A 25,450-nucleotide genomic window follows, 5' to 3' on the forward strand; every position below is an offset into this window, starting at 1 on the left:
TTGCTTCACCTTAATATCACATTATCGAACTAAAGTATTGTTGTTAATTATAACTTTTTTCCCACTCCATGTCAATAATTTTGATGGAAGAAGCATTTTTTCATAAAAACGGGCTAATTGTGGCTCATGATACCGTCGGGCGGGTAAATATGAACAAAAACAAAATTGATCAGTAAAGCACATGTATCGCATTTTTATGATTAACTTACGAATAACTTTTACCGATCTATTTCTTGCTGATTTTTTATCTTCCAAGCGGGGGGGGGATTTTTGTGAACGAAAACTACAATATCAAAAAGGTTAACAAAACAAGCCTGTCTTTTATACTGATAGTTGCGGTTATGGTCGTGCTGCACGAAATTTTTTACGCTGGTTTTGAAAAAGGAACCGATACCGTCATTCAGGGGCTCATCGTAATGGTTGTTTGTATTATCAACTATTTCCTGCCCATTAATAAATATCTTAAAGGGCTGATTTTTTCACTCGTGCTTGCCGTAATAGCAATTTTTATGTGTATTTTTGAGCCCTTCTCACTGTCTCATCATTACATAATAATGGCTGCATCGGCAATGGCGGCGATGTATTTTAACAAAAACATTCTGATATACTTCGGTATAATAATGAATATTCTGATGACTGTTGCCTATATATTAAGACCCGAAAATTTCTTAGGCCAGGGTTATGGATTAAGTGTTTTCGCCAAAAGCATTATTATATATGACGCAGCGGTGGCTATGCTTTATTTTCTGGCCAAATGGGGACGTCAGCTCCTGAACGATTCAAACATGAAAACCGAAAAGGCCGGTGAACTGCTGGATAATCTGAAAAACACGATGGAAAACATAGAAGAGAGCACAAACATCCTTGATTCCAATATAAATACCTTCACCGACAGCATCAGGGATTTAAGTGAAGGAAGCAAAACCATTACCGTTTCAATGCAGGAAATGGCGAAAGCAATCCAGCAGGAAGCTTCAAGTATATACCAGATAAACGGTTCAATGCATGAAACCATAAAAAACGTGCATGAATCCAATGACACTTTCAAAACCATAGCCGAAAATTCAGGCCTTATGATTGAACGGGTCAATGCAGGCTATCAAATAATTAACGAACTTCACAAGCAAATGGAAATCATTGCCTATGCAATAGGCGCGGCGGTTGACACGGTTTCTGATTTAAAATCCAATATAGAAAAAATCAATTCATTCCTGGAATCTATATCCCAAGTCTCAAATCAGACAAATCTTCTTGCGTTAAACGCCGCCATTGAAGCCGCACATGCCGGGGAACACGGCAAAGGATTCGCCGTTGTTGCCGAGGAAATAAGAAAACTGGCCGAGGAAAGCGCGGCACTGACCAAAAATATTTATCAAATAACGGCTGAAATATTTATTAAATCCGACGAGGCCTTCGTTAAGGTCAATGAAGGTGATACCGCAACAATGGAAGGCAAAAAACTTGTCGACAGTATCTCTTCGCACTTCGGGGAAATAAAAGACACTGCGGATAAAACAAATCGGGCGATTGAAGTCGGTTACCAGAAAAACAGCCTGATAACGTCTGAACTTGAAAAGGTACAACAGCAGCTAGAAAACATCGCAAGCATTTCGGAAGAAAACTCCGCGGCAACCCAGGAAGTTCTTGCAACGATGGAAAACGAGAATAACCGCATACTTGAACTGAATGCGTCAATTGAGGAAATCCAAAAGCTCAGTAACAAGCTGAAATCTTTGTTGAATTCAGCCGGCTGAGACAAATCGCCGGCTTTGTGAAAAAAATATACAGCGGGGAATGGTCTCCCCGCTGTTTTTATTTTATCTTTTCATTTCCTTTTTCTTGAAATCACCACTTCTCATAATGAACTTTTGTATTGTCGAAACGGTCCTGGGGTGATTTTTCCTCATTTGGGTATCCCACGGCTATAAGCCCCACCGGTATTATATTATCAGGAAGGCTTAAAATCTCTGAAAATACCTTGGTTCTGTCGGCATCGGGATAAATGCCGCACCATACCGCACCCAGACCTATCCCGTGCGCTGCAAGAAGAATATTCTGTATTGCGGCCGAACAATCCTCAACCAGGAACCCCTCTCTTGTTTCCCTGTTAATGTCCCCGCATACTATAATGCCGCATCCTGACTGCGGGAGCATCTTGGCATAAGGATGTTTTTCCGCCATTTTTTCAAGTTTTTCCTTATCCTTAACCACAACAAAATGCCATGGCTGGAGATTATGGGCCGAAGGTGCCTGGAATCCGGCCTTCAGCAGTACATTCAACTCATCGTCGGAAATAACCCGTCCGGTGAATTTTCTTATGCTGCGCCTTGTAAGAATTGCATCAATTACATCCATTATACAATTCCCCTCCTTAAAACATTTTAACCTGCTTTTCCTCCCTGTCCTCGTCCTTAAGATAGCATCCGACGGCAGGGATGTTTTTGGTCCGGTAATAGTCAAAGTCGGTAAAGTTTACTTCGTCAAGTTCCTTAATTTTCACCATAATACTTCCGTTTTTGGACTTCATCACCTGTACTCCTCCGGAATCTCTTGTGGCCTTTGGATTTATATTGGCGGTATTGAAAATAAGCACCTTGTTAATATCAGAAAAAGCAACCAGTTCCCTGTCCTCCCTGAGGAAACGGATATCACACAGCGGCGATTCATTCGAGTAGGCATTTATAAGCTTCTTACGGTTTGTTTTGGTGGCATAACTGGATAACGGAATTTTGGCGCATTTACCATTCACAAAGGAAAACAGCATATAACCCGAGTAGTCTTCGGTGGCAACCATATAAAGTATTCTCTCACCTTCGTTCAGTTCCAAGACATTTCCAAGATATTCTCCAAGCATTGATGTCTTGCAGTCATTAATTTCGTGGACCTTGATTTTATAGGCCACATACTGGCTGGAAAAAAGTATAAGATCGCTTTTGTTTCTTGCTTCAATTTCCTGAATTATTCTGTCATCCTCTTTAAGTTTCTGCTCGCCCGAAGACCTTAACGACGTAAGCGGAATCTTCTTAAGGTACCCCTGTTCGGTAAGGAACAGCCTGACATTGTAATCTTCAATCATCACTTCCTCTGTAACCACTTCAACCTGCTGTTCGCTAATTATCCCTGTTCTGCGCGGCTGTCCGTATTTTTTGGATATCTCTTCCAGTTGTCTGCATATAATATCCAGTATTCTTGATTCTTTTTCATATATATCCTTAAGCTCGGCAATTTCAGCTTTTAAGGCCTCAATGTTCGCCGTTTGCTTCAATATGTACTCCCTGTTCAGGTTTCTAAGTTTAATCTCGGCAATAAATTCAGCCTGGGTCTGATCTATGCCGAACCCTTTCATCAGGTTTGGCACAACCTGATCTTCTTTTTCCGTTTCACGGATTATCTTTATTGCTTTGTCTATATCAAGAAGGATTCTGGACAACCCTTCCAGCAGGTGCAGTCTTTCGGACTTCCTTTTTATGTCGAAAGCCGTCTGCCTCCGGATACAGTTCATCCGGAATTCAATCCAGTTGTCCAGTATGCCCTTTATACCCAAAACCTGCGGCCTGCCGTTAATAAGAATATTGAAATTGCACCCGAAACTGTCCTCAAGGGGTGTAAGTTTAAACAGCTTATTCATCAAGGCGTCAGGATCAGCCGAACGCTTTATGTCAATGGTTATTTTCAAACCGCTAAGATCGGTTTCATCGCGTACGTCCGTTATGTCTTTTATTTTTCCGTTCTTGACAAGCTCTGTTATGGAATCAATAATGGTTTCCGCCGTAGTGGTGTACGGAATCTCATATATTTCTATACAATTGTTTTTTTTGTCAAACCTGTATCTTGCCCGGACTCTGAAACTTCCCCTTCCGGTTTCATAAATATTCCTGAGTTCCCGCTCGTTGTAAATCAGTTCCCCTCCGGTGGGAAAATCCGGAGCCTTCAAATATTGAAGAAGATCCACATTGTCATTTTTTATATATGCAATTGTAGCCTCACATACCTCTTTCAAATTAAAACTGCAGATATTGCTGGCCATTCCAACGGCAATACCCTGATTCGGGTTTACAAGAATATTCGGGAAAACGGTGGGCAGCAATACCGGTTCTTTCATCGTTCCATCGTAGTTATCTGTAAAATCCACCGTGTCCTTGTCAATGTCCCTGAACAATTCCGCACTTATAGGCGCAAGTTTTACCTCGGTATACCTCGGCGCCGCATACTTCATGTCCCTTGAATAGACCCGGCCGAAGTTACCTTTTGATTCTATTAGGGGATGCAATAAAGCACCGTATCCCGTTGTGAGGCGTACCATTGTTTCGTAAATGGCCATGTCTCCGTGGGGATTCAGTTTCATTGTCTGGCCTACCACATTGGCGGATTTGGTTTTGTCGCCGTTAAGAAGCCCCATTTTGTACATGGTGTATAAAAGTTTTCTGTGAGAGGGCTTCAACCCGTCTATTTCGGGTATGGCACGGGAAACAATGACGCTCATTGCATATGGCATATAGTTTAATTTCAGTGTTTCAACTATCTTTTGCTCGGTGAACTTCATACCTTATCCTCGCTTGCAATTTTATCGTTTCTCATATGTCCGAAAAATTCATTGAAAGCATGAATTTTTTCTTCCGGTGCTGTGGGCAAATCAGCTTACATCCAGCATGTCCAGATATTCATGACCATGTTCGCTTATATAGTCTTTTCTGCCCTGCAGATTGTCGCCGAGCAGAAGGTCGAAAAACTCCTCGGTAAGCTGCAGGTCATCCGGTACAACTTTTATCAGCCTTCTTGTTTCGGGATTCATTGTGGTATGCCACATCATATCCGGATCGTTTTCGCCAAGACCCTTTGAACGCATAATTGTGACTTTCTCGCCTTTAAGATTTTTCAGAATATCATTTTTTTCCTTTTCATTATATGCAAACCATATTTTATCTCTGCAGCGGATCTCAAACAACGGTGTTTCGGCAATGTAAACCTTTCCCTCACGGATTAACGTAGGCGTAAGCCGGTATATCATTGCCAGAATTAAAGTACGTATCTGGTACCCGTCCACATCGGCATCGGTGCATATAATAATCTTGTCCCATTTCAAATTCTCCATGTTAAATGTACTTAACTCTCTGTTATGCCTTGTTTTTATCTCAACGCCGCAACCTAAAACCTTTAGCAGATCCACAATTATTTCGCTTTTGAAAATAACGTCGTAATCGGCTTTAAGGCAGTTCAGTATTTTGCCGCGAACTGGCATTATTGCCTGAAATTCGGCATCACGGGCCATCTTACACGATCCAAGGGCGGAATCACCCTCAACAATGTAAAGCTCACGCTTTGAGACATCCTTTGTCCTGCAGTCAACAAACTTTTTCACCCGGTTTGTGAAATCCACCCTGCCGCTTAACTTTTTCCGCACGTCTATTCGTGTCTTTTCCGCCGTTTCACGGCTTCGTTTGTTCGCCAGTACCTGGTTCGCAATTCTCTCGGCTTCTTCCCTGTTCTCGATAAGATAAACCTCAAGCCGTTCTTTCAGGAATTCGGTCATTGCTTCCTGGATAAACTTGTTTGTTATGGCCTTCTTCGTCTGGTTCTCGTAACTGGTTATCGTCGAAAAGGAACTGCTGACAAATATCAGGCTGTCCTGAATATCCTGAAAGGTTATTTTGGATTCATTTTTGTTATATTTGTTGTTGTTTTTCAGATATTTATCAATTTCATATACAAAAGCGCTTTTAACGGCTTTGTCCGGTGCACCGCCGTACTCCAGATAACTGGAATTGTGATAATACTCAAGCGCGTTGACTTCATTGTTGAACACAAAAGCAACGCTTATTTTCACCTTATACTCTGGCTTGTCCTCCCTGTCACGGCCCTTTGCCGTGGTCTCAAAAAACTGAACGGTGGTAAAGCCCGTATCGCCCGATATCTCCTTTACATAATCCATAATACCGTTTTCATAGCAGAACACCTCGGTGCTTCCCGATTCCTCATCAATCAATATGAATTTAATTCCGGGGTTAACCACCGCCTGCCGTTTTAACGTTTGCCTGTAATATTCAAGGGGAATCTTTATATCGGTGAAAACTTCAAGATCGGGTTTCCAGTGGGTTATAGTACCGGTATGTTCATAGTCGAACTTTTCCTTCTTTAAGCCACCGACATTTTCCCCTTTCCTGAATTCCAGGGAATATTTGTATCCGTCCCTGAAAGACGTAACGAACATATACTCAGAACTGTACTGGGTCGCACATGCGCCAAGGCCGTTCAGGCCAAGGCTGAACTCGTAGTTTTCGCCGCTGTTGTTGTTGTATTTTCCGCCTGCGTACAGTTCACAGTATATCAGTTCCCAGTTATAGCGTTTTTCTATAGGATTGTAATCCACAGGAACACCGCGGCCTTTGTCCTCCACCGTAATAGACCAGTCGCGGTGACGGATAACCTTTATTTCGTCACCAAAGCCTTCACGGGCTTCATCAATGGAGTTTGACAAAATTTCAAAGAAAGCGTGCTCGCAGCCTTCCAGCCCGTCTGAACCAAAAATGACACTTGGACGAAGTCTGACGCGATCGGCACCTTTAAGAGCCACAATGCTTTCATTTCCGTAAATCTTTTCGTTCTTTTTCATTTGTACACCCCACTCTAAGTATTAATTTCCGGTTGCGTCAGAATCAGAAAAGAATCTGATATTTATTTTACGATATTCGAACTCATGTTCTATGATACAATATTGCACGGCTTTTTTCAATCTTGCCCATTACTGAACCTTGTTTGAGGCGCTTTTCGGCCCTGAACGGACGGAACCTGCAAGTGCTCCTGTCAAGAAAAAATAAACCCGCAAAATAAAAAAATCCGGCATTGCCGGATTTTTTAACCCCTTTACTTTTATGACGCAGAGTCAATATTCTCCTTATGTTTCTTTTTTTTTGGGGGGTTTAACGCCTTCTTGGCCTCATTGTAAATAAGAGTTGGCTCACGCCCTGAAAGAATAACTTCCCTGTCAATTATGCACTTTTCTACATTTTTCTTTGACGGGATTTCAAACATAACGTCTATCAGTATTTCCTCCATAATCGCGCGCAACCCTCTTGCTCCGGTCTTCCTTTCAAGGGCCTTGTCGGCAATTGCGTGAAGGGCATCTTCTTCTATAACAAGCTCAACGCCGTCCAGCTCAAACAGTTTCTTGTATTGCTTAACCAAAGCATTACGCGGCTTTGTAAGAATATCTATCAGTGCTTCACGGTCCAGCGAATGCAGGGAAGCGATAATAGGAACTCTTCCAACAAATTCCGGTATCATTCCATATTTCAGCAGGTCCTGCGGGGTTACCAGCTGGAACAGCTCTCCTACTTCCTTCAGGCGCTCGGTACCGCTTTCGTGGGCTGCACCAAATCCAATGGTTCTTTTGCCTATTCTTCTTTCTATAATTTTTTCAAGTCCGTCAAATGCCCCTCCGCAAATAAACAGAATATTGGTGGTGTCTATCTGTATGAATTCCTGATGCGGGTGTTTCCTTCCTCCCTGTGGCGGAACCGAAGCTATTGTTCCCTCGAGTATTTTCAGAAGAGCCTGCTGAACACCTTCGCCGCTTACATCACGGGTAATTGAAGGATTTTCTGACTTCCGGGCAATCTTGTCTATTTCATCTATATACACTATTCCTTTTTCGGCACGCTCTATGTCATAGTCTGCAGCCTGAATAAGCTTCAGAAGTATATTCTCCACGTCTTCTCCGACATAACCTGCTTCGGTTAAAGTCGTGGCATCGGCTATCGCAAACGGCACGTTTAATATTTTTGCGAGCGTCTGTGCAAGCAGCGTCTTACCCGAACCCGTCGGGCCTATCATAAGAATATTGCTTTTCTGCAGCTCCACATCACTTGACGACACTTCGGAGTTTATCCTTTTGTAGTGGTTATAAACTGCAACCGACAGAATTTTTTTCGCTTTTTCCTGACCGATAACATACTGGTCAAGAATACTTTTTATTTCAGCGGGTTTCGGGATGTCTTCTATCTGTACGTCAACACCGTTATCCTCAAATTCCTCGCCAATTATCTCTGAACAAAGCTCTATGCATTCATCGCAGATGTACACACCGGGTCCGGCAACCAGCCTTTTTACCTGATCCTGTGTCTTCCCGCAGAAAGAACATTTAAGCTGTTTTTTTTCCTCATATCGTGACACCAAACTTCACCTCGTTATTTGCGAACCATAACTTCGTCCACAATTCCGTATTCTTTTGCCTCCCATGCAGACATGAAATAGTCTCTTTCTACGTCACGCTGGATCTTTTCCAAAGGCTGCCCCGTTTTTTCTGCCAATATGCGGTTAAGGTTATCCTTTATTTTCAGTATCCACTCCGCATGAATTTTGATATCTGTAGCCGGACCTTTGGCTCCGCCTGCAGGCTGGTGTATCATAATGGTACTGTTAGGCAGCGCAAAACGCTTGCCCTTTGTTCCTGCAGCCAGCAGAAAAGCGCCCATGCTTGCCGCCATACCAACACATATTGTTGACACGTCAGCCTTCACATGCTGCATCGTGTCGTAAATTGCCAGGCCTGCAGTTACCGAACCACCGGGACTGTTAATGTAAAACTGGATATCCTTGTCCGGATCCTTGGCGTCCAAAAACAACATCTGCGCTACTATCAGGCTTGCAGTCGCATCATTAACCTCGTCGCTTAAAAATATTATTCTATCTTCCAGCAAACGGGAGTATATATCATATGAACGTTCTCCCCTGTTACTCTGCTCTATTACATAAGGTATAAGTGGCATACTACATCCCCCTTTTCTCTATTCACTTTTATGCCCGAACACCGATGTCTGTTAAACAATACTTCAATATTATTTATCATACAATAGTATAATATAAATTTCCCCTTTTGTTGTCTAAATAAACAAAATTACCCCAATGAACTAAAGGCTGCTGTTTCTCAACTCAGAAGCAGCCCGTTATTGCCTGACTACTGTTTCAGCAGCTCAATGGTTTTTCTCCTGACGATGGTCTCTTTAATATATTCTATATCGTCATTCTGTAAATGTTTCTTAAAATCCTCGGGGTTCTGCTTATACCTTTCGGCCATTTCGGCAATTTCCTTTTCAACTTCCTCGTCAGTTGCCTGTATATTTTCAGTCTGGGCAATCTTCTCCAGCACCAGTTCGGTTTTTACCTCTTCCAGGGCTCTTTCCCTGTAATCATCGCGCATTTTCTTCTCGTCAATCCCCATAATTTCCATATAGGTTTTTAAATTCAGCCCCTGGTAAGCCAAAGCAACGTCCATCCTCTGCAGAATATTGTTAATCTGGCGTTCAACCATGACTTCCGGTATGTCAACCTCTGCGTTTTCCACAGCTTTTTTTACAAGCTCATTTTCATATTTACGTTCGGCCTCCTGTTGTGCCCTTTCCTCAAGCTTCTTCCTGAGATCGGCCTTATATTCCTCAAGAGTATTAAACTCACTTATATCCTGAGCAAACTCATCGTCCAGGTTCGGAAGTTCCTTATATTTAATTTCGTTGATGCGAACCTTGAAAACAGCCTGTTTACCCTTTAAGCTCTCATTGTGATAATCTTCGGGGAATGTAACGTTTACCTCCACTTCCTGATTCAGCGCAGCACCGACCAACTGCTCCTCGAAACCGGGGATGAAAGTATTTGAACCAATAACCAGCGTATATCCCTTGGCTGAACCGCCGTCAAAGGGTTTGCCGTCAATGAACCCTTCAAAGTCAATATTTACAATATCATTTTGCTGAACAGGTCTGTCCTCTACGGTAACAAGCCTTGCATTCCTGTCCCTGATTTTTTCAAGTTCTTTCTGGACATCTTCGTCGGTTATATTCACCTGCTCTTTTTCCACATCCAGACCTTTATATTGCCCAAGTTTTACTTCAGGCTTAACAGTGACCTTTGCGGTAAATATAAGATTTTTATCCTTTCCTATTTGCTCAATATCCAGTTCGGGCGTGTCCACAGGGATTATCCCGTGTTCCTTGATCGCCGCTTCATAAGCTTCAGGACAGATAATATTCAAGGCTTCTTCAAAAAATACATTTTCTCCGTAATATTTTTCAATCAGGCTCATCGGGGCTTTTCCCCTTCTAAAGCCGGGAACTGTAAATCTGCCCTTGGTTTTCTGGTACGCTTTTTTAAGGCTCTCATTAAAACGTTCTGCGTCTTCTTCAATTGTAAGTTTTACAACATTCTTTTCCACAGTTTCTACTTTCGATTTCATTAGGGTAGGCCTCCTAAGTTTTATTTAATATTTTTAACAATCTGCTTAATTTCCGCAACATTGTATGTTTTATTGGAATGTGTTGTGTCTTTATCCTTGAAAGTATTTTAATACATCTATACCAGAGGAAACAAAGCAGATTCAATAATTTACAAAAAAAATCCTGGGGTCGGAAAAAACCTTTATGATTATATCACACAAATTTAATATTGCCAATAAAAACAATTGCCTTTCCCTTTAAAAATCCTTATTCATTTCCTTAATTCGTCTGCCTTTGTTCTGCTTTCATTCATAAGGGAGCTTTTTCTGAGCAACACCACACCGTTACCGGCATTCACGACCGGAAAACCTTCTTTGAAATGCTTTGAGCCGAAAATAAACCGTTAAAACCGACGTGAAAAATTTCCTCATAAAAAAATAAATCGTGCACCTGCCGTCGACATACAACTACAAACGGCACCACGATAAAAAGCTCGGATCAGGCACCCTTGCGGCACATCCAGTAAACTGCTTACCGCTGCTTCCTTCCGGACCTGACGGGGTTCACAGCCCTGAATTGCGCAAGACCCAATCTTCATTGCTCTTTAATCATGGCCCTGTCTTCACAGCTATATGCCTCGGGCAGGAATTCGACCCTGCTATAGCGGGTTGCAGGTACAGGGCACCGCTACCTCCCCGTCTAGCACGATATACTTATTATACAGGAACGGCCTGCAACTTGCAATAGGATAAACATGGTACAAGACCACCTTCACAGAAAAGGCTGAATGCCGGAGCAAACACATCTTTCGGAAATCACCCCGTGAATGCGGCATCATTGGCCGTATTAAACCTCTTATTTTAAAAATATTAAAAACGCTGAAAAAAGTCGTTATTTTTTCGTTTAATCCATTGACTTTTAGGGATTGACTTTAGTAAAATTTAGCCAACTATATGTTTACATAATACGTTTACATAATTATTCCGCTCGCATATAACCACCACTTGAGCGGAATTCAATATTTTTATTTAAGGAGGAATTTAATATGCGACAACATGTCAACCGGCTAATCTCTCTTGCACTCATTATTGTACTTGTTCTCGGCATGGGTATTAATGCCCTGGGCGAGGAACTGAATGAGAGCAGTACATATTCAGTTCCGTCCGGAACGGATGGTTCTGCCGGTGCAAACGCCCTGAGCGAGCTGAACGGTCACTGGGCAAAGAGCACAATTGAAGAGTGGATTCGTCTGGGATTGCTAAAAGGCGACAGCAACGGGAAATATTACCCAGACCGTGCAGTTACCCGTGCAGAATTTATGGCTATGGTAAACCGTGTCATGAATTATACCCAGCCGGGCGAATCAATTGAAAACTACACCGATATATCGCCTGACAAGTGGTATTATAACGACTGTGCCATTGCGTTGGAGGCAGGGTACATAATAGGCACTTCGGAAACCGAACTTTCACCCGAAGCTCCCATTACGAGGGAACAAGCCATTACCATTGTGGCAAGAATAAAAGGAATTGATCAGTCTGCTGATATGTCAGCACTTTCGCTGGCAACGGATTCCGCAGCGGTTTCATCCTGGGCAAAGAGCGCCGTGGCAGCAGCAATTAACGAAGGCTTCGTAACCGGAAGCAACGGGATGATAAATCCTGCAGGCATGATTACAAGAAGCGAGGCAATAGTACTCCTCGATCGTATCCGCACCGACACCAGAGTTTATTATTTCGCCAATGAATACGGTCCCGAAACCGGAACTGACACTGTGAACAATGTCATCATCGCAGGACCCGGGGTTTCACTGAAAAACACCATCGTTAACGGTAATCTGCAGATTGCCGGGAGTGTGGGCGACGGAGACGCATATCTGAACAATGTTACCGTACACGGCGATCTCATTGTCAACGGCGGCGGCAAAAACTCCCTTTATTTTGCGAATATAACCGTCGAAGGTGGAATTGTCGTCCGCAGGGATGACGCAGGCGCAGTAAGAATCGTTGTATCGGGTAAATCCAATGTAAACGCTGTTGTGCTGCAGTCAGGAGCAATCCTTGTTGCACAGGATTTGGCTGACGGAAATATTAAAGAAGTGATCATTCCCGCAGATTATCTGGGAGGCAGCCCTGTTGAATTCATCGGAAACTTCAGCTCCATAACCAGTTCATTCCCTGGTTTGGAAATTCTTCTTACGCGCGCTACTGTGGAAAATATGAATCTGAACGCCGGCGCCACAATAACAGGCACCGAAGGCAGTGTTGTCAAGAACGCAAATATAAGCAAGGAAGCAGGCAAGCAGACAACAATGAACATTTCACCGGTTAATATATCCGGTGAAGGGGCGGCCGATGCAAGTATTTCAGGTAAATCCGCGACTCCCACTCCCGTTCCGTCAAAGCCCTCCTCCTCAGCGGGCAGCGGAAGCAGTTCATCAAGGGACGATGATTCTTCAAGTGACGATTCCTCCTCATCCGAAACATACCCGTACATTGTATCGGTACCTACGGTAACCGAAACGGTATACCATAATCAACCCTATACTCTGCCACAAAAGGTAGCCGTAAACCTGTCAAACGGAAACACGGCCCTGCTTGCGGTCACGTGGGAGGCGTCAACGGTTTCAACTGAAAAATGCGGCACCTTCAGTTTTTCCGGAACATTAACTCTGGTATCGGGAATCAGAAATCCCAACAACCTTAAAGCACAGCTGCTACTGACGGTTGAGCCCACCGTCGAAAAAATAACCATCTACAGGCAACCAAACAAGGTTGATTATTATCTCGGTGAAGAGCTGGATATCACCGGTCTTGCAGTAAAAGTCCATTATTCCGATAATTCAGAAGCAGAAGCTGAAAATATCACCTTGGCCAATATTTCAGGCTATGATCCGAACAGCCCCGGGGAACAGACAATTACTGTCACGTTAAATGGTAAGACTGCAACTTTTAAAGTCTATGTTTATGAAAAACCCTCCGGAATTCTCAAGGCCGTTTATTCGGATAATTTGTCTCCCGTAGTATTACCCAACGGTGCGAGCAGTGACGATATCATGCGCGAACTGCCCCAAACCGTGCAGGTTGCTGTTTACCAGAATCAGCAGGAGTATCTGCAATCCTTCGTGAAAATTAGCTGGAATCGGGAAAGCTTCATTTATGATCCTGCAAAGAAGACCAGGCAGGAGTTTGTTGCAAAGGGTAAAGCGGTATTACCTGATACACTGACAAACCCCGACAATATCTCCCTTGACATTGCGCTGGGAGTAACCGTCGATTCTGCAAAATTCAAGGTTTATTTTAACCTGAACGGACACGGTGAAAAAGAAATTGAGCCTCAGATTGTTGAATACGGAAGCAAAGCGAATAAACCCAAAGATCCGGTAAGTTCGGGATATGAATTCCTGGGCTGGTACGAAAATGCGGAAGGAACGGGAGACCCGTTTGATTTTGACAATACAGTAATTGAAAATGATGTAACGCTTTATGCAAAATGGAAAGCCGTTTTTGATTTGAATGTTGTCAAGGAACAGCTTACCTTTGACAGAATCAGGGGCAATAATGAAAACCATCAGTCCATTGTATCCGATCTGAACCTGATCAGTTCAATGGACGAATACCCCGGCATAACAGTCAGCTGGAAATCTTCAAATCCTGCATACTTAACCGACGACGGAAAAGTAACCCGCCCCGGCCCGGATCAGGATGACGTGATTGTGATCCTGACAGCAACCATCTCCGACGGAAGCAATTCGGTAACAAAAGATTTCGAGCTGGTTGTAAGGAAGCAGGGAATTGAAAACGTAACAATCGGGTTTATTGATCCGTATTTTGTTTCGGGTTACCCTATGGCTACAGTGGAAGACGGACAGATTGTCATCAAGTTCAGGCTTAACAAAAAAGCAGACGTTTATATTACCGTAGACAATGTGAACGCAAACAACTGGAAGTCTTCGGTAACAGGTGTGCTTCACGGGCACGCAACAGAAACCATAGACAGTACCAGGGAAGACACCAGCACAGTATATGTAAGCCTGGCTGATTATGTAAAAGTAGAAGACCCGCAAAAAGAGTATTCAGTTAAAACAAATATCAGACCGAATTCAGGCAGGGCAGTAAACGTCAACTTTGTCGTCAGGGACGGGGATTACCTGTCAGAGAAGGTAACCACCATCCGTTTTGACATGGAAACGGTAACAGCGCTGGATGAAACGCCGCCGAGTTTTAGCGTAGCCTTTATCAATGACGCAATGACGAAAATTTACATTTACTGCATCTATGAAAAACTTGATTTGAAGAGCGCACCCGACGCAGACGCGTTCAGCCTCACTGACAAGAATGGCAACCCAAACGGAAAGGTAACCGGCGTAGCTCTTTATAATGTTCCCGATGCAGGACATTACTATGTTGAGTCATGGATCGAACTTACAGTAAGCGAAATAGCAAATCCGGATGATTTAACGGTTTGGTACACCGCTCAAGCCGACCGGCTGAAGGATGCAAGCGGCAATGCTGCAAAGGATTTCAAACTTACGGTAACATCGGCCGATATGTCCATAACAAATGTTTACGTGAATGTCGCAGCCGGAATAATGATGGTTGAAATCAGTCCTCTGATCAATCTTCTTGAAAAGGGCATTCCCACCGAGCATATTGCCGTTACCAACAACGGAGTTCCGGTAGATATAATATCCGCCGGACCAACCTACAGCATACACGATATGAGGTTATACTACACCTTTACTCCTGTTGAGACAGAAAATCTGAATTTCGAAGTGGTGTATAACCCCGAAACAGGTACAAAAGACCTGGCGTTTGACGATGTTTCAGGGCCAATTGCCTTCAAGGGCGAGATTCAGTATATACCTGTAATAGATACATCAAACGTAAAAGCAGTTTATGATTCAGAAGAACATGAAATTATTCTGACATTTGACGAAGATGTGCAAATTAGCAAACTAAGCTGCAACTGCGCATACGTCCTTAATGTCAACGGAACCGAGTACCGGCTGCGCGGATGGAATAACTCCATTCAAAACAATAATCAGATACGAATAACAGTAGGAAATCATGTTCCGGAATTGAGCGGAAATGTTACGATTACCTATGATCCGCTGCACAATGACGACGGCATTGAGGACATGGCCGGCGCAAAAATCGGCAAATTCGGCCCGATACCTGTAGAAATTAAATAATCCGCCAATAAATCAAAAACAGAGACGGACGGGGAAACCCGTCCGTTCTGTTTTCGCGATTTATCACGATTTCCGGACCGGGCGAAACTTCGCATCAGGAACGTTAGCAGCCAAAACGGCTTTTCGGGCAATTCGGAAACATGAGTATATGCCGCCGTTTTAACAGCACCGGGCGTTGCACAATATATCCATCATGGTACAATAATTGTTATAAAAAAAGTTAACCAGGGAGTGAACGGTATGATTGAAATTTCCGCACAGGACAGGGAATGGCTTGAGTCCGTATGGAAAAAAATATGTTCCAAAATGAGCAAGGTTGTTGACAATGTCGGGGACAAAATACCTTATACCACGATCGGCGGCAGGTTTGATGACAAATTTGAAGAAGACCCCGCATGGTGGACGAACGGTTTCTGGCCGGGCATAATGTGGCTTATGTACATGGGGACAAAGGACGAAAAATACAGGGAAAAAGCCGAAAAGGCAGAACTGCGTCTCGATAAGGTTCTTTTCGGTCTTGACGGAAGTTTTGAAGGGCTGCATCATGACGTAGGTTTCATGTGGCATATATCAAGCGTCGCAAACTATAGAATCACAGGTAATCCCCAGTCCAGGATCAGGGGACTTATCGCCGCAAACCATCTTGCGTCCAGGTTTAACATAAACGGCAGGTTTATAACCGCCTGGAACGGCAAAGATCGGGAAGGATGGTCGATAATAGACACAATGATGAACCTTCCCCTCCTGTACTGGGCTTCGGAAGAAACGGGATACAGCCGTTACCGCCGCATAGCGGAAGCCCATGCAGACAAGACAGCCGAAAACGTTGTTCGTCCCGACGGTTCTGTAGTCCATATTATCGAATATGACATTGATACGGGGGAAGTTATAAGGACTTACGGGGGACAGGGTTATGGTGTAGGTTCGTCATGGTCAAGAGGGCAGAGCTGGGCAATTTATGGATTCGCGCTGTCCTATATACATACCCGAAAAAACCTTTATCTCGATATTGCAAAACGTGTGGCTCATTATTTCATTTCATGCATTCAGGATAATAATTACATACCGGCAATAGATTTCAGAAGTCCCGAAAGCCCTGTATATATAGATACTACCGCAGGAGCCATTGCAGCCAGCGGAATGATTGAAATTTCAAAACACGTTCCGGAATATGAAAAAAAGACATATTTTAGCTCAGCGCTGAAAATTCTGAGAGCGCTGGAAAAAGAACACTGCAGCTGGTCCGATGCGACCGATTCCATTTTGCAGAACGGCTCGGAGGCATACAGCGGCGGAATACATAAAAGTATCATTTACGGTGATTTCTTTTTCATAGAGGCAATTATGAAACTGAAAGAATTGGGAATACTTCTGTGGTAAAGTTTTCAGAGCGGAAAGAGAGCCTTAATGGCTCTCTTTTCACTGTTCCATATGCTTCCCCAGAAAACTTGCAGCTGACTGTGCAAGTTTGGTTTCCACATCTCCCATTTTCGCATTGGGATCGGTTGATAAAATAATTACCGCTCCGATAGGATCACCTTCCGAAATTATAGGGGCAATAACCTGGGATGTATATTTGTCAGACGGGTCATCGCTTAAAATCGGAACCCTGGCTGAGTCGGCAGAAGGCGCAACAAATATGGTTTTGGATTCTATTATTTTCTCCAGCTCACTGCTTAACTGCTTTTCAAGGAATTCCTTTTTTGGCGCACCTGATACGGCAATTATTGAATCCCTGTCGGCAACGCAAATTATATGTCCGCTTGTATTATGCAGGGACTCAGCATAATCCGACGCAAAATCACCTAACTCTCCGATAGGTGAGTATTTCTTCAGGATAACTTCTCCTTCACGATCGGTAAATATTTCCAATGGATCGCCTTCACGTATTCTTAATGTCCGTCTGATTTCCTTGGGAATTACCACACGTCCTAAATCATCGATTCTTCTCACGATGCCTGTCGCCTTCAAGGTCTGTGCCTCCTTTCAATTTAAGAATCTTACACTCATATTATGAATAGTTCCTGTAGTTTTTATGCAAACATACCAAATATAAAAGGTTTAATCCAAAAGGAGGCACGAATTGAAAGACATGTTAGAATATACGGTTCATTTTTCAAAAACTTTCCTGGTCACGCTGTTCAGTGTTTTTTCATTTTTAATCAGATTAAAGTAAGGATCATTCAGCCAATCCTTTACCTGGTTCTGATAATACTCATTAAGCTTTTTGGCTTTTAGCTCACTTCTGGCAAGTTCCTTTTTATCCTCAAAATCGCTTCTGTTTTCAAGCCTTATGACATAATATCCCGTTTCGGTCTGAACAATACCCAAATCCCCGATTCTGGCGCCGAACGCCCAGTCTTTTACTTCCTGGGGATGGGATTCGGAAGAATATTTAAAGGTATATGTTCCGTCACTTTCATTTACGCCGGGATCCTCGGAATATTCCTTAACAAGCGAAGCCATATCGGTTCCCTGTCTGATTTTTTCCAGAATTTCTTCCGCAAGCTTCCGTTTTTCGGCTTTCTGTCCACTATCCATATTTTCATCAGCAGAGACAAAAATATACGTCACCGTTACATCGTCAAGATTTTTTCTGTTTTCGTTGTAGTATTGTTCAGCCTCTTCATCGGTAACGGTTACGGCATCGCTGTGTTTCTGCATGTAATCATAAGCAAACCTGCTCACAAGCTGCGACTTTACCATTACATCCTTAAACTGGCGAATACTGATTCCCAGCTTATTTTTTACATAATCTCTGTTTTCTTCATTTTTCAGCCAGTTGTTTAAATTTTGATTGATTTCCTTTCGTTCGGCGTCGGATAATTTAAAGTTTGCTTCTTTTGCCTTTATCAGCTGTACCTTGAATTCCTTTGCAATCTCCAAAGCCTGGTTCATTACGATTGCGACGGGATCCTCACCGTCAACGGTGTTCGTCCAAAGCTCCTTTTTCTCCTCTTCATCATTCACACCGGCTTCGGACTCGGTAACCCGCTTTTGCGTGTTGAGAAAAAAAACATACTCGTAATTCATTATTTTCTGCCCGCCGACTTTGGCTACATAACTTCGTGAATCCAGTATAAAATAAAGAACACCCGCTGCAAAAACAACAACAATCAGTATAATAATCAATGCCTTTTTCATTATTGATCCCCTTTTTTGTGAGGCGTGAATATAAAATTGACGACAACAAACGCAGCTCCGCCGGACACTTTAATTATAATCAATTATTACCCTGACTGCAATTTTTGAACCCTCTGTAACAGAATCTTAATATTGTCGAGCATCTCCGAAGGGCTCAGTCCCTTCACTTTGTACGAAAGATAGGGGTTCTTTCCCGCCGAGAACATAATCCTTCCTTTTTCTTCATGCACAAGCCTTGACAAAAGAGGCAGCGGAAGCGCGTTTTGCTCCTTAAAATACATCAGTACCGTATCGTCCTTTTGCTTGATAACGTTAAAACCGCATTTTGCAGCGAGTTTTCTTATCAAAACAATCTTAATAAGGTTTGAGGCCTCTTCGGGAACATCGCCGAACCTGTCAAGGAGTTCGTCATAGACATCTATGGCCTCTTCTTCGTTTTCCACTGCAGATATGGTTTTATACATATCCAGCCTTGCCTGCTCGTCGGGTATATACTGCGAATCCAGATATGCGCTAATCTTAAGGTCGACGTTTACCTCAATATCCTCTTGAGGAACTGCTTCGCCCTTCAGTTCCTTTATTGTCTCTTCCAGAAGCCTTACATAAGTGTCATAGCCCACTGCTTCCATATGCCCGTGCTGCTCGGGCCCCAGAAGGTTTCCGGCACCCCTTATCTGCAAATCCCGCATGGCTATTTTAAATCCCGATCCGAACTCGGTGAATTCGCGGATGGCTTTGAGCCTTTTTTCCGCGGTTTCGTTCAGCACTTTGTCCCTTTTGTACGTCAAATATGCGTAGGCCAGACGGTTTGAACGCCCCACCCTGCCCCTGAGCTGATAAAGTTGGGCAAGGCCAAGCCTGTCGGCATCTTCCACTATTATTGTATTAACATTCGGCATATCTATTCCCGATTCAATGATAGTAGTGCAGACCAATACGTCAAACTCCCGGTTTATAAAAGAAGTTATTATTTTTTCCAGTTGTCTTTCATTCATCTGCCCGTGGGCATACCCCACGCGTACCTGCCCGCCGAGCATCTCCTGCAGGCTCACAGCCTTTGCCTGAATGCCCTTCACCCTGTTATAAAGATAAAATACCTGTCCGTCTCTTGCGATTTCCCTTCTTATGGCGTCTGCGATCACATCTTCGTTATATTCAAGAACATAGGTCTGAACAGGATAACGGTGCTCCGGCGGCTGTTCTATTATGCTTATATCCCTTATTCCGGTAAGCGACATATGCAATGTTCTTGGTATTGGTGTAGCGGACAGGGTAAGGATATCCACCCTCGGATACATCCTTTTTATTTTCTCTTTCTGTTCAACGCCAAATCTGTGTTCCTCGTCAATCACCAAAAGTCCCAGGTCCTTAAAGCGCACCTCTTTGTTGAACAGTTTATGGGTGCCTATTATAACGTCTATTTTTCCGGCTTTTAAGTCCCTGATAATCCTTTTCTGCTCGCTTTCGGTCCGGAAACGACTCAGCATTTCCACCGTTATCGGGAACTGGGCAAACCGTTTTTTGAAATTCTCATAATGCTGGGCAGCCAAAACCGTTGTAGGAACCAGAAATGCCGACTGTTTTCCGTCCATTGCCGCTTTAAAGACGGCCCGCAGCGCCACTTCGGTCTTTCCATAACCCACATCCCCGCAAAGCAGGCGATCCATCGGCTTTTTGGATTCCATATCAGACTTTATTTCTTCGGTGCATCTCAGCTGATCTTCGGTTTCTTCCCACTCAAAAGCCTCTTCAAACTGTTTCTGCCAGACGGTATCGGGCGAAAAGGCATACCCTTCCATTGACGCCCGCTCGGCCTCCAGGCGTATCAGTTCCTCCGCAAGCTCTTTCAGCGCTTCCTTGACTTTTTTCTTTTGCCTTGTCCATTCGGCCCCGCCCAGTTTATTTATTTTAGGCGCTTTTCCTTCGGTACCGATGTATTTCTGAATCAGATCCAGCTGGGTTATGGGAATGTACAGAAATCCCCCGTCACGGTATTCAATTTTCAGATATTCGCTTTTAACCCCTTCAACGGTAAGGCTTTCTATTCCCTTGTAAACTCCTATTCCGTGAACCTGATGTACAACATAATCCCCCACCGTAAGATCGGTGAACACGTCTATTTTTTTCCCGGTTTTGTGCTGATGAGCAGCCCTTTTTTTCTTGCCCGCAACAATGTCGCTTTCACACAGCACAGCCCATTTTATTTCAGGATACACAAAACCGTTTTTAAGCTGCCCGGTTTTTATAACGACGCATGGCGTGTCGTCCTTTGGATATTCCGAATAGACCCTGATGCCGTTTTCTTCAAGGAAATTTTTCAGACCTTCCTTTCTCTGGTCCGACATGGCCTGTATCGTTATCTGGTATCCCTTTTCAAGCCATGCCTTTATGTCCTTTTTAAGTTCATCTATACGGCCTGCATAGGACACGGTATTGTTTCCGTAAAGCGAATATTGCTTTTTGACTTCTGTAAGGGTTTCACCTTCATCCAAGCTGTTCAGGTAAACGGTTTGAAACCGGGCAAACCGCCCGGGCAAATCTTCGGGATCGGAATACATTAAAAAGGAACCGGGCAAAAGCATGCCTTTGTCCAAAAGAACCTCACACTGGTTGTGATATTCTTCAACCACATTCTTTAATCTCTGCCTCAACCTGGCCACATCTTCAACGAACAATAATGAATCCCTGCCGACATAATCAAGCAGGCTATGATTTTCGTCGTAAAAATAAGGAATGAACTTGTCAATACCGGCGAAATATTCGGCATTTTCCAGCTTTTCTATATAGTTTTCAAAATTCTTATTAAGAGAATTAACAAGATCCTTGTCATCAGTCCGGGAGACCACCTCTCGAAGTTCACGCCGTATTCTGCCGGCTGCTTTCAAAGCCTGTTCTTTCGATAAAATGAACTCCTTAGCGGGAAGTATTTCAACCCTGTCAATGCCCTGAACCGATCTCTGACTTTCTGGATCGAAAACACGTATGGAATCAATTTCAATATCAAAAAGCTCAATTCTTACCGGTTCCCGCATCTGTATCGGAAATATGTCAATTATACCGCCTCTGACCGCGAACTGTCCTGAACCTTCCACTTCGTTTTCCCGTTCATACCCCAGCCTCGCAAGATCGGAAATAAGTTTTTCCAAATCCACCGTATCACCGGTTTTAAAGGACAATCTGCAAGCCGCAAACTCTTCAGGGGGCATAAAAATGTCGATGAGCGACTCACAGGAAAGCACAGCAATATCAAAGTCCTGCCTCAGAAGGCAATCGAGAATTTCAATTCTCTGGTACGCCTGATCATAGCTTTTGGCTTCCACATCATACAGCATTTTTTCCCTGAACGGGAAATACAGCACTTTGCCCGCCGCCATACCGCTGAAACTCTCCAGGGCATTACGCGCCTGCAAATCATTGGCGGCAATATACAAAGCCTTTCTGCCGGCCTTCGCTATAACCGAATAAATAAAGTGATGCCGTTGGGTCTCGGTCAGGCCGTTGAGTGAAATACTGTAACCGTTGGAAATATCGGAGATTATGTTCCGAAACTTTTCCCAGTTATCAAACCTGATACTGTTCATCAGTTACAACCTCAAACCCTGTTTATTTTTCCGTTGAATTTACTCATGGCCATATCAACTCCGCTGACAATTATTTCCCGGACCGATAAGGCCACCCTTTTTATAACCTCGGTCATTATTTCCCGCTCATCGTCATTTAATTTACCCAGAACATAAGAAACCAAATCCTGCTGCGGGCCGGGCTTGCCGATACCTATCCTTATTCTCGGAAAATCTTCGGATTCCAGATGATACAGAATTGAGCGCATACCGTTATGGGTACCTGCGCTTCCCCTTGAACGGATTCGTATCGTGCCCAAATCAAGATCAATATCATCATATATTACAACAAGCCTGTCAAGACTCAGATTAAAGTAATCCACAATTTCCCTCAGCGATTCTCCGCTGTTGTTCATATAAGTCTGAGGCTTTACAAGCATCACCTTTTCGCCTTCAATAAAACCTTCCCCAACCAGGGCTTTGAATTTCGCCTTTGCAACAGGTATATTATAAAGCACTGAAAGGTAATCAATGCATTCAAATCCAACATTATGCCTTGTCCAATCATATTGTTTTCCCGGGTTTCCGAGTCCGGCAAAAACGAACATCCGGCATCCTCCTTTTTACTATTTGAGTATACCATAGCTTTACGATTTTGTAATACGATAAAAAAATCAACGGGACACAATCAACCCGTTGACTTCTGTATGAGTTTCTGTATGAGAAAAAACTTGCATTCCTGCCTCATTAAATTATTATAGCCCTGCTTACTGCTGGGTAAACAGCGATGATATGGAAATATCTCCGTAAATCCTTTCTATAGCCTCGGCAAAAACATCTGCCACCGAAAGAACGGTAATTTTGTCTATCCGCTTTTCCTTCGGAATGGGTATCGTATTCAAAGCAACAAGTTCTTTTATCGGCGAATTCTTGATACGCTCTATCGCAGGTCCCGACAATACCCCATGAGTACAGCAGGCATATATTTCTTTTGCCCCTATATCGGCCAGAGCATTTGCAGCGCTGACTATCGTACCGGCGGTATCAATTATGTCATCCACCAGTATCGCCCTCTTGCCGCGCACATCCCCTATAATATTCATGATTTCGCAGACATTTGCCTTCGGACGGCGTTTATCTATAATCGCCAGCGGAGCGTCAAGTTTCTCGGCAAATTTTCTTGAGCGTGAAACACTGCCGACATCGGGAGAAACAACAACTATATCATCGGCGTTTCCGAACTTTTCCTGCATATACTTGGCAAGTATCGGCGCACCCAAAAGATGATCGACGGGAATGTCGAAAAATCCCTGAAGCTGACTGGCGTGCAAATCCATTGTCAGAACCCTGTCGGCTCCTGCGGTGGTTATCAGATTTGCCACAAGTTTGGCTGAAATGGGATCTCTTGCCTTTGCCTTTCTGTCCTGCCGCGCATAACCGAAATAGGGCATAACCGCAGTAATCCTGCCCGCCGAAGCACGCCGCAGAGCGTCTATAAGAATCAACAGTTCAACCAGATTATCATTTACCGGTGTGCACGTTGACTGGATAATGAAAACATCTGAACCTCTAACCACTTCGTTAATGCTTATCGCTATTTCCCCGTCACTGAAGCGGCCAACGTTCGAAGCACCAAGAGGCAAACCTATCTTCGCCGCAATTTCCTCGGCAAGTTCCCGGTTTGAATTACCCGCAAAGATTTTTATGTCCTTACCGTGTATGTTCATTATATAACAACCTCCGTAAAATTACTTTTCAGCTTTTTCCTCAGGTTTTCTCCCTCTTAACCTTCCTTTTTTTATTACCCAGTTCTCTTTGACTGTCTGACGGCATCTGGCAATTGCAAGGGCGTATTCGGGGACTTCCTCGGTTATTGTTGATCCTGCGGCTATATATGCATCAGGCTTTATTTCCACAGGCGCAACAAGGTTTACGTTACATCCGATGAAACAGTTGTCACCCACGATGGTCTTATTCTTCTTCTCGCCGTCATAATTGACAAAAACAACGCCACAGCCAATGTTTACGTTCCTGCCTACTTCCGCATCGCCCACATAAGTCAGATGCGAAATCTTTGTATCGTCGCCTATAACAGACTTCTTTATCTCTACAAAATCGCCAATTCTTACATTCTTCCCTATCTTGCTTCCGGGCCTGAGATAAGCAAAAGGCCCGACCTTGGTGTTATCCCCGATTGTGCTTTCAACTGTAACAGAACTCAATACGGTAACATTATTTCCGATAACGGTATCGGTGATTTTCGAATTGGGCCCAATCACACAGTTCTGACCTATTTTCGTGCTGCCTTCAAGGATTGTTGTGGGATATACAACCGTATCCATGCCTATTTCAACGTCACATCCGATAATACAGCTGTCGGGATCAAGAAAGGTAACACCGTTTCGCATGTGCTCCTCAATGATTCGCCTGTTCAAAATTTTCTGAGCCCATGCCAGCTGAACACGATCGTTAATCCCCATGACTTCATCGCTGCAGTTTACCGAACTTGTACCGACCTTTCCGCCGTTTGCAAGAATGATTGATAATGTATCAGTTAGATAGTATTCGTGCTGATTATTTTGATTTGACAATTTCCCCAGGGATGTTAAAAGAGACTGAATGTTAAAACAGTATATACCTGTATTAATCTCCCTGATTTTCAGCTGTTCCGGCGTGGCATCGCGGTGCTCAACAATTCCCGCCACCTGCCCGGACGCGTCTCTAAGTATCCTGCCGTAGCCTTCCGGTTTTTCAGGAAAAGCCGTTAAAACCGTCATGTCATTTCTATTTTCAGTATGCTCATGAATCAGCTCTTTTATGGTATCCGGCGTAATCAGCGGAGTGTCACCGCACAGGACCAGACATGTGCCTTTCTTACCGTCAAGCAAAGGCTTTGCCTGAAGAACCGCATGCCCTGTGCCCAGCTGTTCTTTCTGCGAGACAAATTCCACGTTTCCTCCTATACATGCCCTTACCTGTTCTTCCTGATGCCCTGTAACAACAATGATGTTTTCTATTCCTGAAGCTTTAACGGCGTCTATTACCCAGTTAACCATTGGTTTCCCGCACAGTTCGTGAATAACTTTGGCTTTTGCGGACTTCATCCGCGTTCCTGCTCCTGCAGCCAGTATAACAGCATAAACCGATTCCATATGGATTTTACTCCTTCCCCGGTGACCTAAACTTGAAATAACCAATATTTATAACTATATTAATAATAAAACAGCAGAACCCAAAGTACATCAGGCCATATTCATTCTCTCACGTTTATTGTATTTTTTCAACATACAAAATAGACAAAAGTACCGGTATTTTTTGCTCCGTCGGGATCAATAATGAAATGATTG

At 43.5% G+C, this 25,450-nt stretch carries 15 protein-coding genes and 1 other RNA gene; 3 read left to right on the top strand and 13 right to left on the bottom strand.

Annotated features, from left to right (window positions below):
• Nucleotides 1–272: 272 nt before the first annotated feature.
• A complete protein-coding gene (locus CST_RS11620) occupies nt 273–1,754 on the top strand; it encodes a methyl-accepting chemotaxis protein (RefSeq protein ID WP_015360119.1) in 1,482 nt (493 codons plus the stop codon).
• 91 nt (nt 1,755–1,845) lie between these two features.
• Here CST_RS11620 and CST_RS11625 read toward each other — a convergent pair whose 3' ends face one another.
• The 7 genes from CST_RS11625 to ffs all read right to left on the bottom strand — a co-directional run bounded on the left by CST_RS11625 (nt 1,846) and on the right by ffs (nt 10,913).
• Entirely contained in the window at nt 1,846–2,355 is a 510-nt protein-coding gene (locus CST_RS11625; RefSeq protein ID WP_015360120.1) for a nitroreductase family protein, read from the bottom strand.
• Nucleotides 2,356–2,371: 16 nt separating this feature from the next.
• Nucleotides 2,372–4,543, bottom strand: a complete 2,172-nt coding sequence (locus CST_RS11630) for a DNA gyrase subunit A (RefSeq protein ID WP_015360121.1) — start codon at nt 4,541–4,543, stop codon at nt 2,372–2,374.
• 90 nt (nt 4,544–4,633) lie between these two features.
• On the bottom strand, nt 4,634–6,610 hold the full coding sequence (locus CST_RS11635) for a DNA gyrase/topoisomerase IV subunit B (RefSeq protein ID WP_015360122.1): 1,977 nt from the start codon (nt 6,608–6,610) through the stop codon (nt 4,634–4,636).
• Nucleotides 6,611–6,867: 257 nt separating this feature from the next.
• The gene (gene clpX / locus CST_RS11645) at nt 6,868–8,169 is read right to left on the bottom strand and encodes an ATP-dependent Clp protease ATP-binding subunit ClpX (protein WP_015360124.1); all 1,302 of its coding nucleotides are present in this window, start codon (nt 8,167–8,169) and stop codon (nt 6,868–6,870) included.
• Between the two features lie 14 nt (nt 8,170–8,183).
• The gene (gene clpP / locus CST_RS11650) at nt 8,184–8,765 is read right to left on the bottom strand and encodes an ATP-dependent Clp endopeptidase proteolytic subunit ClpP (RefSeq protein ID WP_015360125.1); all 582 of its coding nucleotides are present in this window, start codon (nt 8,763–8,765) and stop codon (nt 8,184–8,186) included.
• A 188-nt stretch (nt 8,766–8,953) separates the two neighbouring features.
• On the bottom strand, nt 8,954–10,225 hold the full coding sequence (gene tig / locus CST_RS11655) for a trigger factor (RefSeq protein WP_015360126.1): 1,272 nt from the start codon (nt 10,223–10,225) through the stop codon (nt 8,954–8,956).
• A gap of 422 nt (nt 10,226–10,647) precedes the next feature.
• An RNA gene (ffs, locus tag CST_RS13285) (signal recognition particle sRNA large type) lies at nt 10,648–10,913 on the bottom strand.
• 337 nt (nt 10,914–11,250) lie between these two features.
• Here ffs and CST_RS11660 point away from each other — a divergent pair.
• Together CST_RS11660 and CST_RS11665 are read left to right on the top strand one after the other, a co-directional pair.
• Nucleotides 11,251–15,399 (top strand): S-layer homology domain-containing protein, encoded by a 4,149-nt coding sequence (locus CST_RS11660; RefSeq protein WP_015360128.1) that lies wholly within the window; start codon nt 11,251–11,253, stop codon nt 15,397–15,399.
• Nucleotides 15,400–15,639: 240 nt separating this feature from the next.
• Nucleotides 15,640–16,779 carry a glycoside hydrolase family 88 protein gene (locus CST_RS11665; RefSeq protein WP_015360129.1) on the top strand — a complete coding sequence of 380 codons (1,140 nt, stop codon included), beginning with the start codon at nt 15,640–15,642 and terminating at the stop codon, nt 16,777–16,779.
• A gap of 39 nt (nt 16,780–16,818) precedes the next feature.
• Here CST_RS11665 and spoVT read toward each other — a convergent pair whose 3' ends face one another.
• The 6 genes from spoVT to glmU all read right to left on the bottom strand — a co-directional run bounded on the left by spoVT (nt 16,819) and on the right by glmU (nt 25,255).
• Nucleotides 16,819–17,370 carry a stage V sporulation protein T gene (spoVT, locus tag CST_RS11670; protein ID WP_015360130.1) on the bottom strand — a complete coding sequence of 184 codons (552 nt, stop codon included), beginning with the start codon at nt 17,368–17,370 and terminating at the stop codon, nt 16,819–16,821.
• A gap of 138 nt (nt 17,371–17,508) precedes the next feature.
• On the bottom strand, nt 17,509–18,543 hold the full coding sequence (locus CST_RS11675) for a peptidylprolyl isomerase (protein WP_015360131.1): 1,035 nt from the start codon (nt 18,541–18,543) through the stop codon (nt 17,509–17,511).
• A gap of 86 nt (nt 18,544–18,629) precedes the next feature.
• The gene (mfd, locus tag CST_RS11680) at nt 18,630–22,124 is read right to left on the bottom strand and encodes a transcription-repair coupling factor (protein ID WP_015360132.1); all 3,495 of its coding nucleotides are present in this window, start codon (nt 22,122–22,124) and stop codon (nt 18,630–18,632) included.
• An 11-nt stretch (nt 22,125–22,135) separates the two neighbouring features.
• Entirely contained in the window at nt 22,136–22,711 is a 576-nt protein-coding gene (gene pth / locus CST_RS11685; RefSeq protein WP_015360133.1) for an aminoacyl-tRNA hydrolase, read from the bottom strand.
• Between the two features lie 159 nt (nt 22,712–22,870).
• Nucleotides 22,871–23,830 carry a ribose-phosphate diphosphokinase gene (locus CST_RS11690; protein WP_015360134.1) on the bottom strand — a complete coding sequence of 320 codons (960 nt, stop codon included), beginning with the start codon at nt 23,828–23,830 and terminating at the stop codon, nt 22,871–22,873.
• A gap of 21 nt (nt 23,831–23,851) precedes the next feature.
• On the bottom strand, nt 23,852–25,255 hold the full coding sequence (gene glmU, locus CST_RS11695; protein ID WP_015360135.1) for a bifunctional UDP-N-acetylglucosamine diphosphorylase/glucosamine-1-phosphate N-acetyltransferase GlmU: 1,404 nt from the start codon (nt 25,253–25,255) through the stop codon (nt 23,852–23,854).
• Nucleotides 25,256–25,450: the final 195 nt, after the last annotated feature.

Origin of the sequence: Thermoclostridium stercorarium subsp. stercorarium DSM 8532 (genome assembly GCF_000331995.1) — a bacterium.
Lineage (GTDB): Bacteria > Bacillota > Clostridia > DSM-8532 > DSM-8532 > Thermoclostridium > Thermoclostridium stercorarium.

Coding starts and splice junctions, on each gene's coding strand:
- CST_RS11625 (WP_015360120.1), bottom strand. CDS start 2,355: ATGGATGTAATTGATGCAATTCTTACAAGGCGCAGCATAAGAAAATTC.
- CST_RS11630 (WP_015360121.1), bottom strand. CDS start 4,543: ATGAAGTTCACCGAGCAAAAGATAGTTGAAACACTGAAATTAAACTAT.
- CST_RS11635 (WP_015360122.1), bottom strand. CDS start 6,610: ATGAAAAAGAACGAAAAGATTTACGGAAATGAAAGCATTGTGGCTCTT.
- clpP (WP_015360125.1), bottom strand. CDS start 8,765: ATGCCACTTATACCTTATGTAATAGAGCAGAGTAACAGGGGAGAACGT.
- tig (WP_015360126.1), bottom strand. CDS start 10,225: ATGAAATCGAAAGTAGAAACTGTGGAAAAGAATGTTGTAAAACTTACA.
- CST_RS11660 (WP_015360128.1), top strand. CDS start 11,251: ATGCGACAACATGTCAACCGGCTAATCTCTCTTGCACTCATTATTGTA.
- CST_RS11665 (WP_015360129.1), top strand. CDS start 15,640: ATGATTGAAATTTCCGCACAGGACAGGGAATGGCTTGAGTCCGTATGG.
- CST_RS11675 (WP_015360131.1), bottom strand. CDS start 18,543: ATGAAAAAGGCATTGATTATTATACTGATTGTTGTTGTTTTTGCAGCG.
- mfd (WP_015360132.1), bottom strand. CDS start 22,124: ATGAACAGTATCAGGTTTGATAACTGGGAAAAGTTTCGGAACATAATC.
- pth (WP_015360133.1), bottom strand. CDS start 22,711: ATGTTCGTTTTTGCCGGACTCGGAAACCCGGGAAAACAATATGATTGG.
- CST_RS11690 (WP_015360134.1), bottom strand. CDS start 23,830: ATGAACATACACGGTAAGGACATAAAAATCTTTGCGGGTAATTCAAAC.
- glmU (WP_015360135.1), bottom strand. CDS start 25,255: ATGGAATCGGTTTATGCTGTTATACTGGCTGCAGGAGCAGGAACGCGG.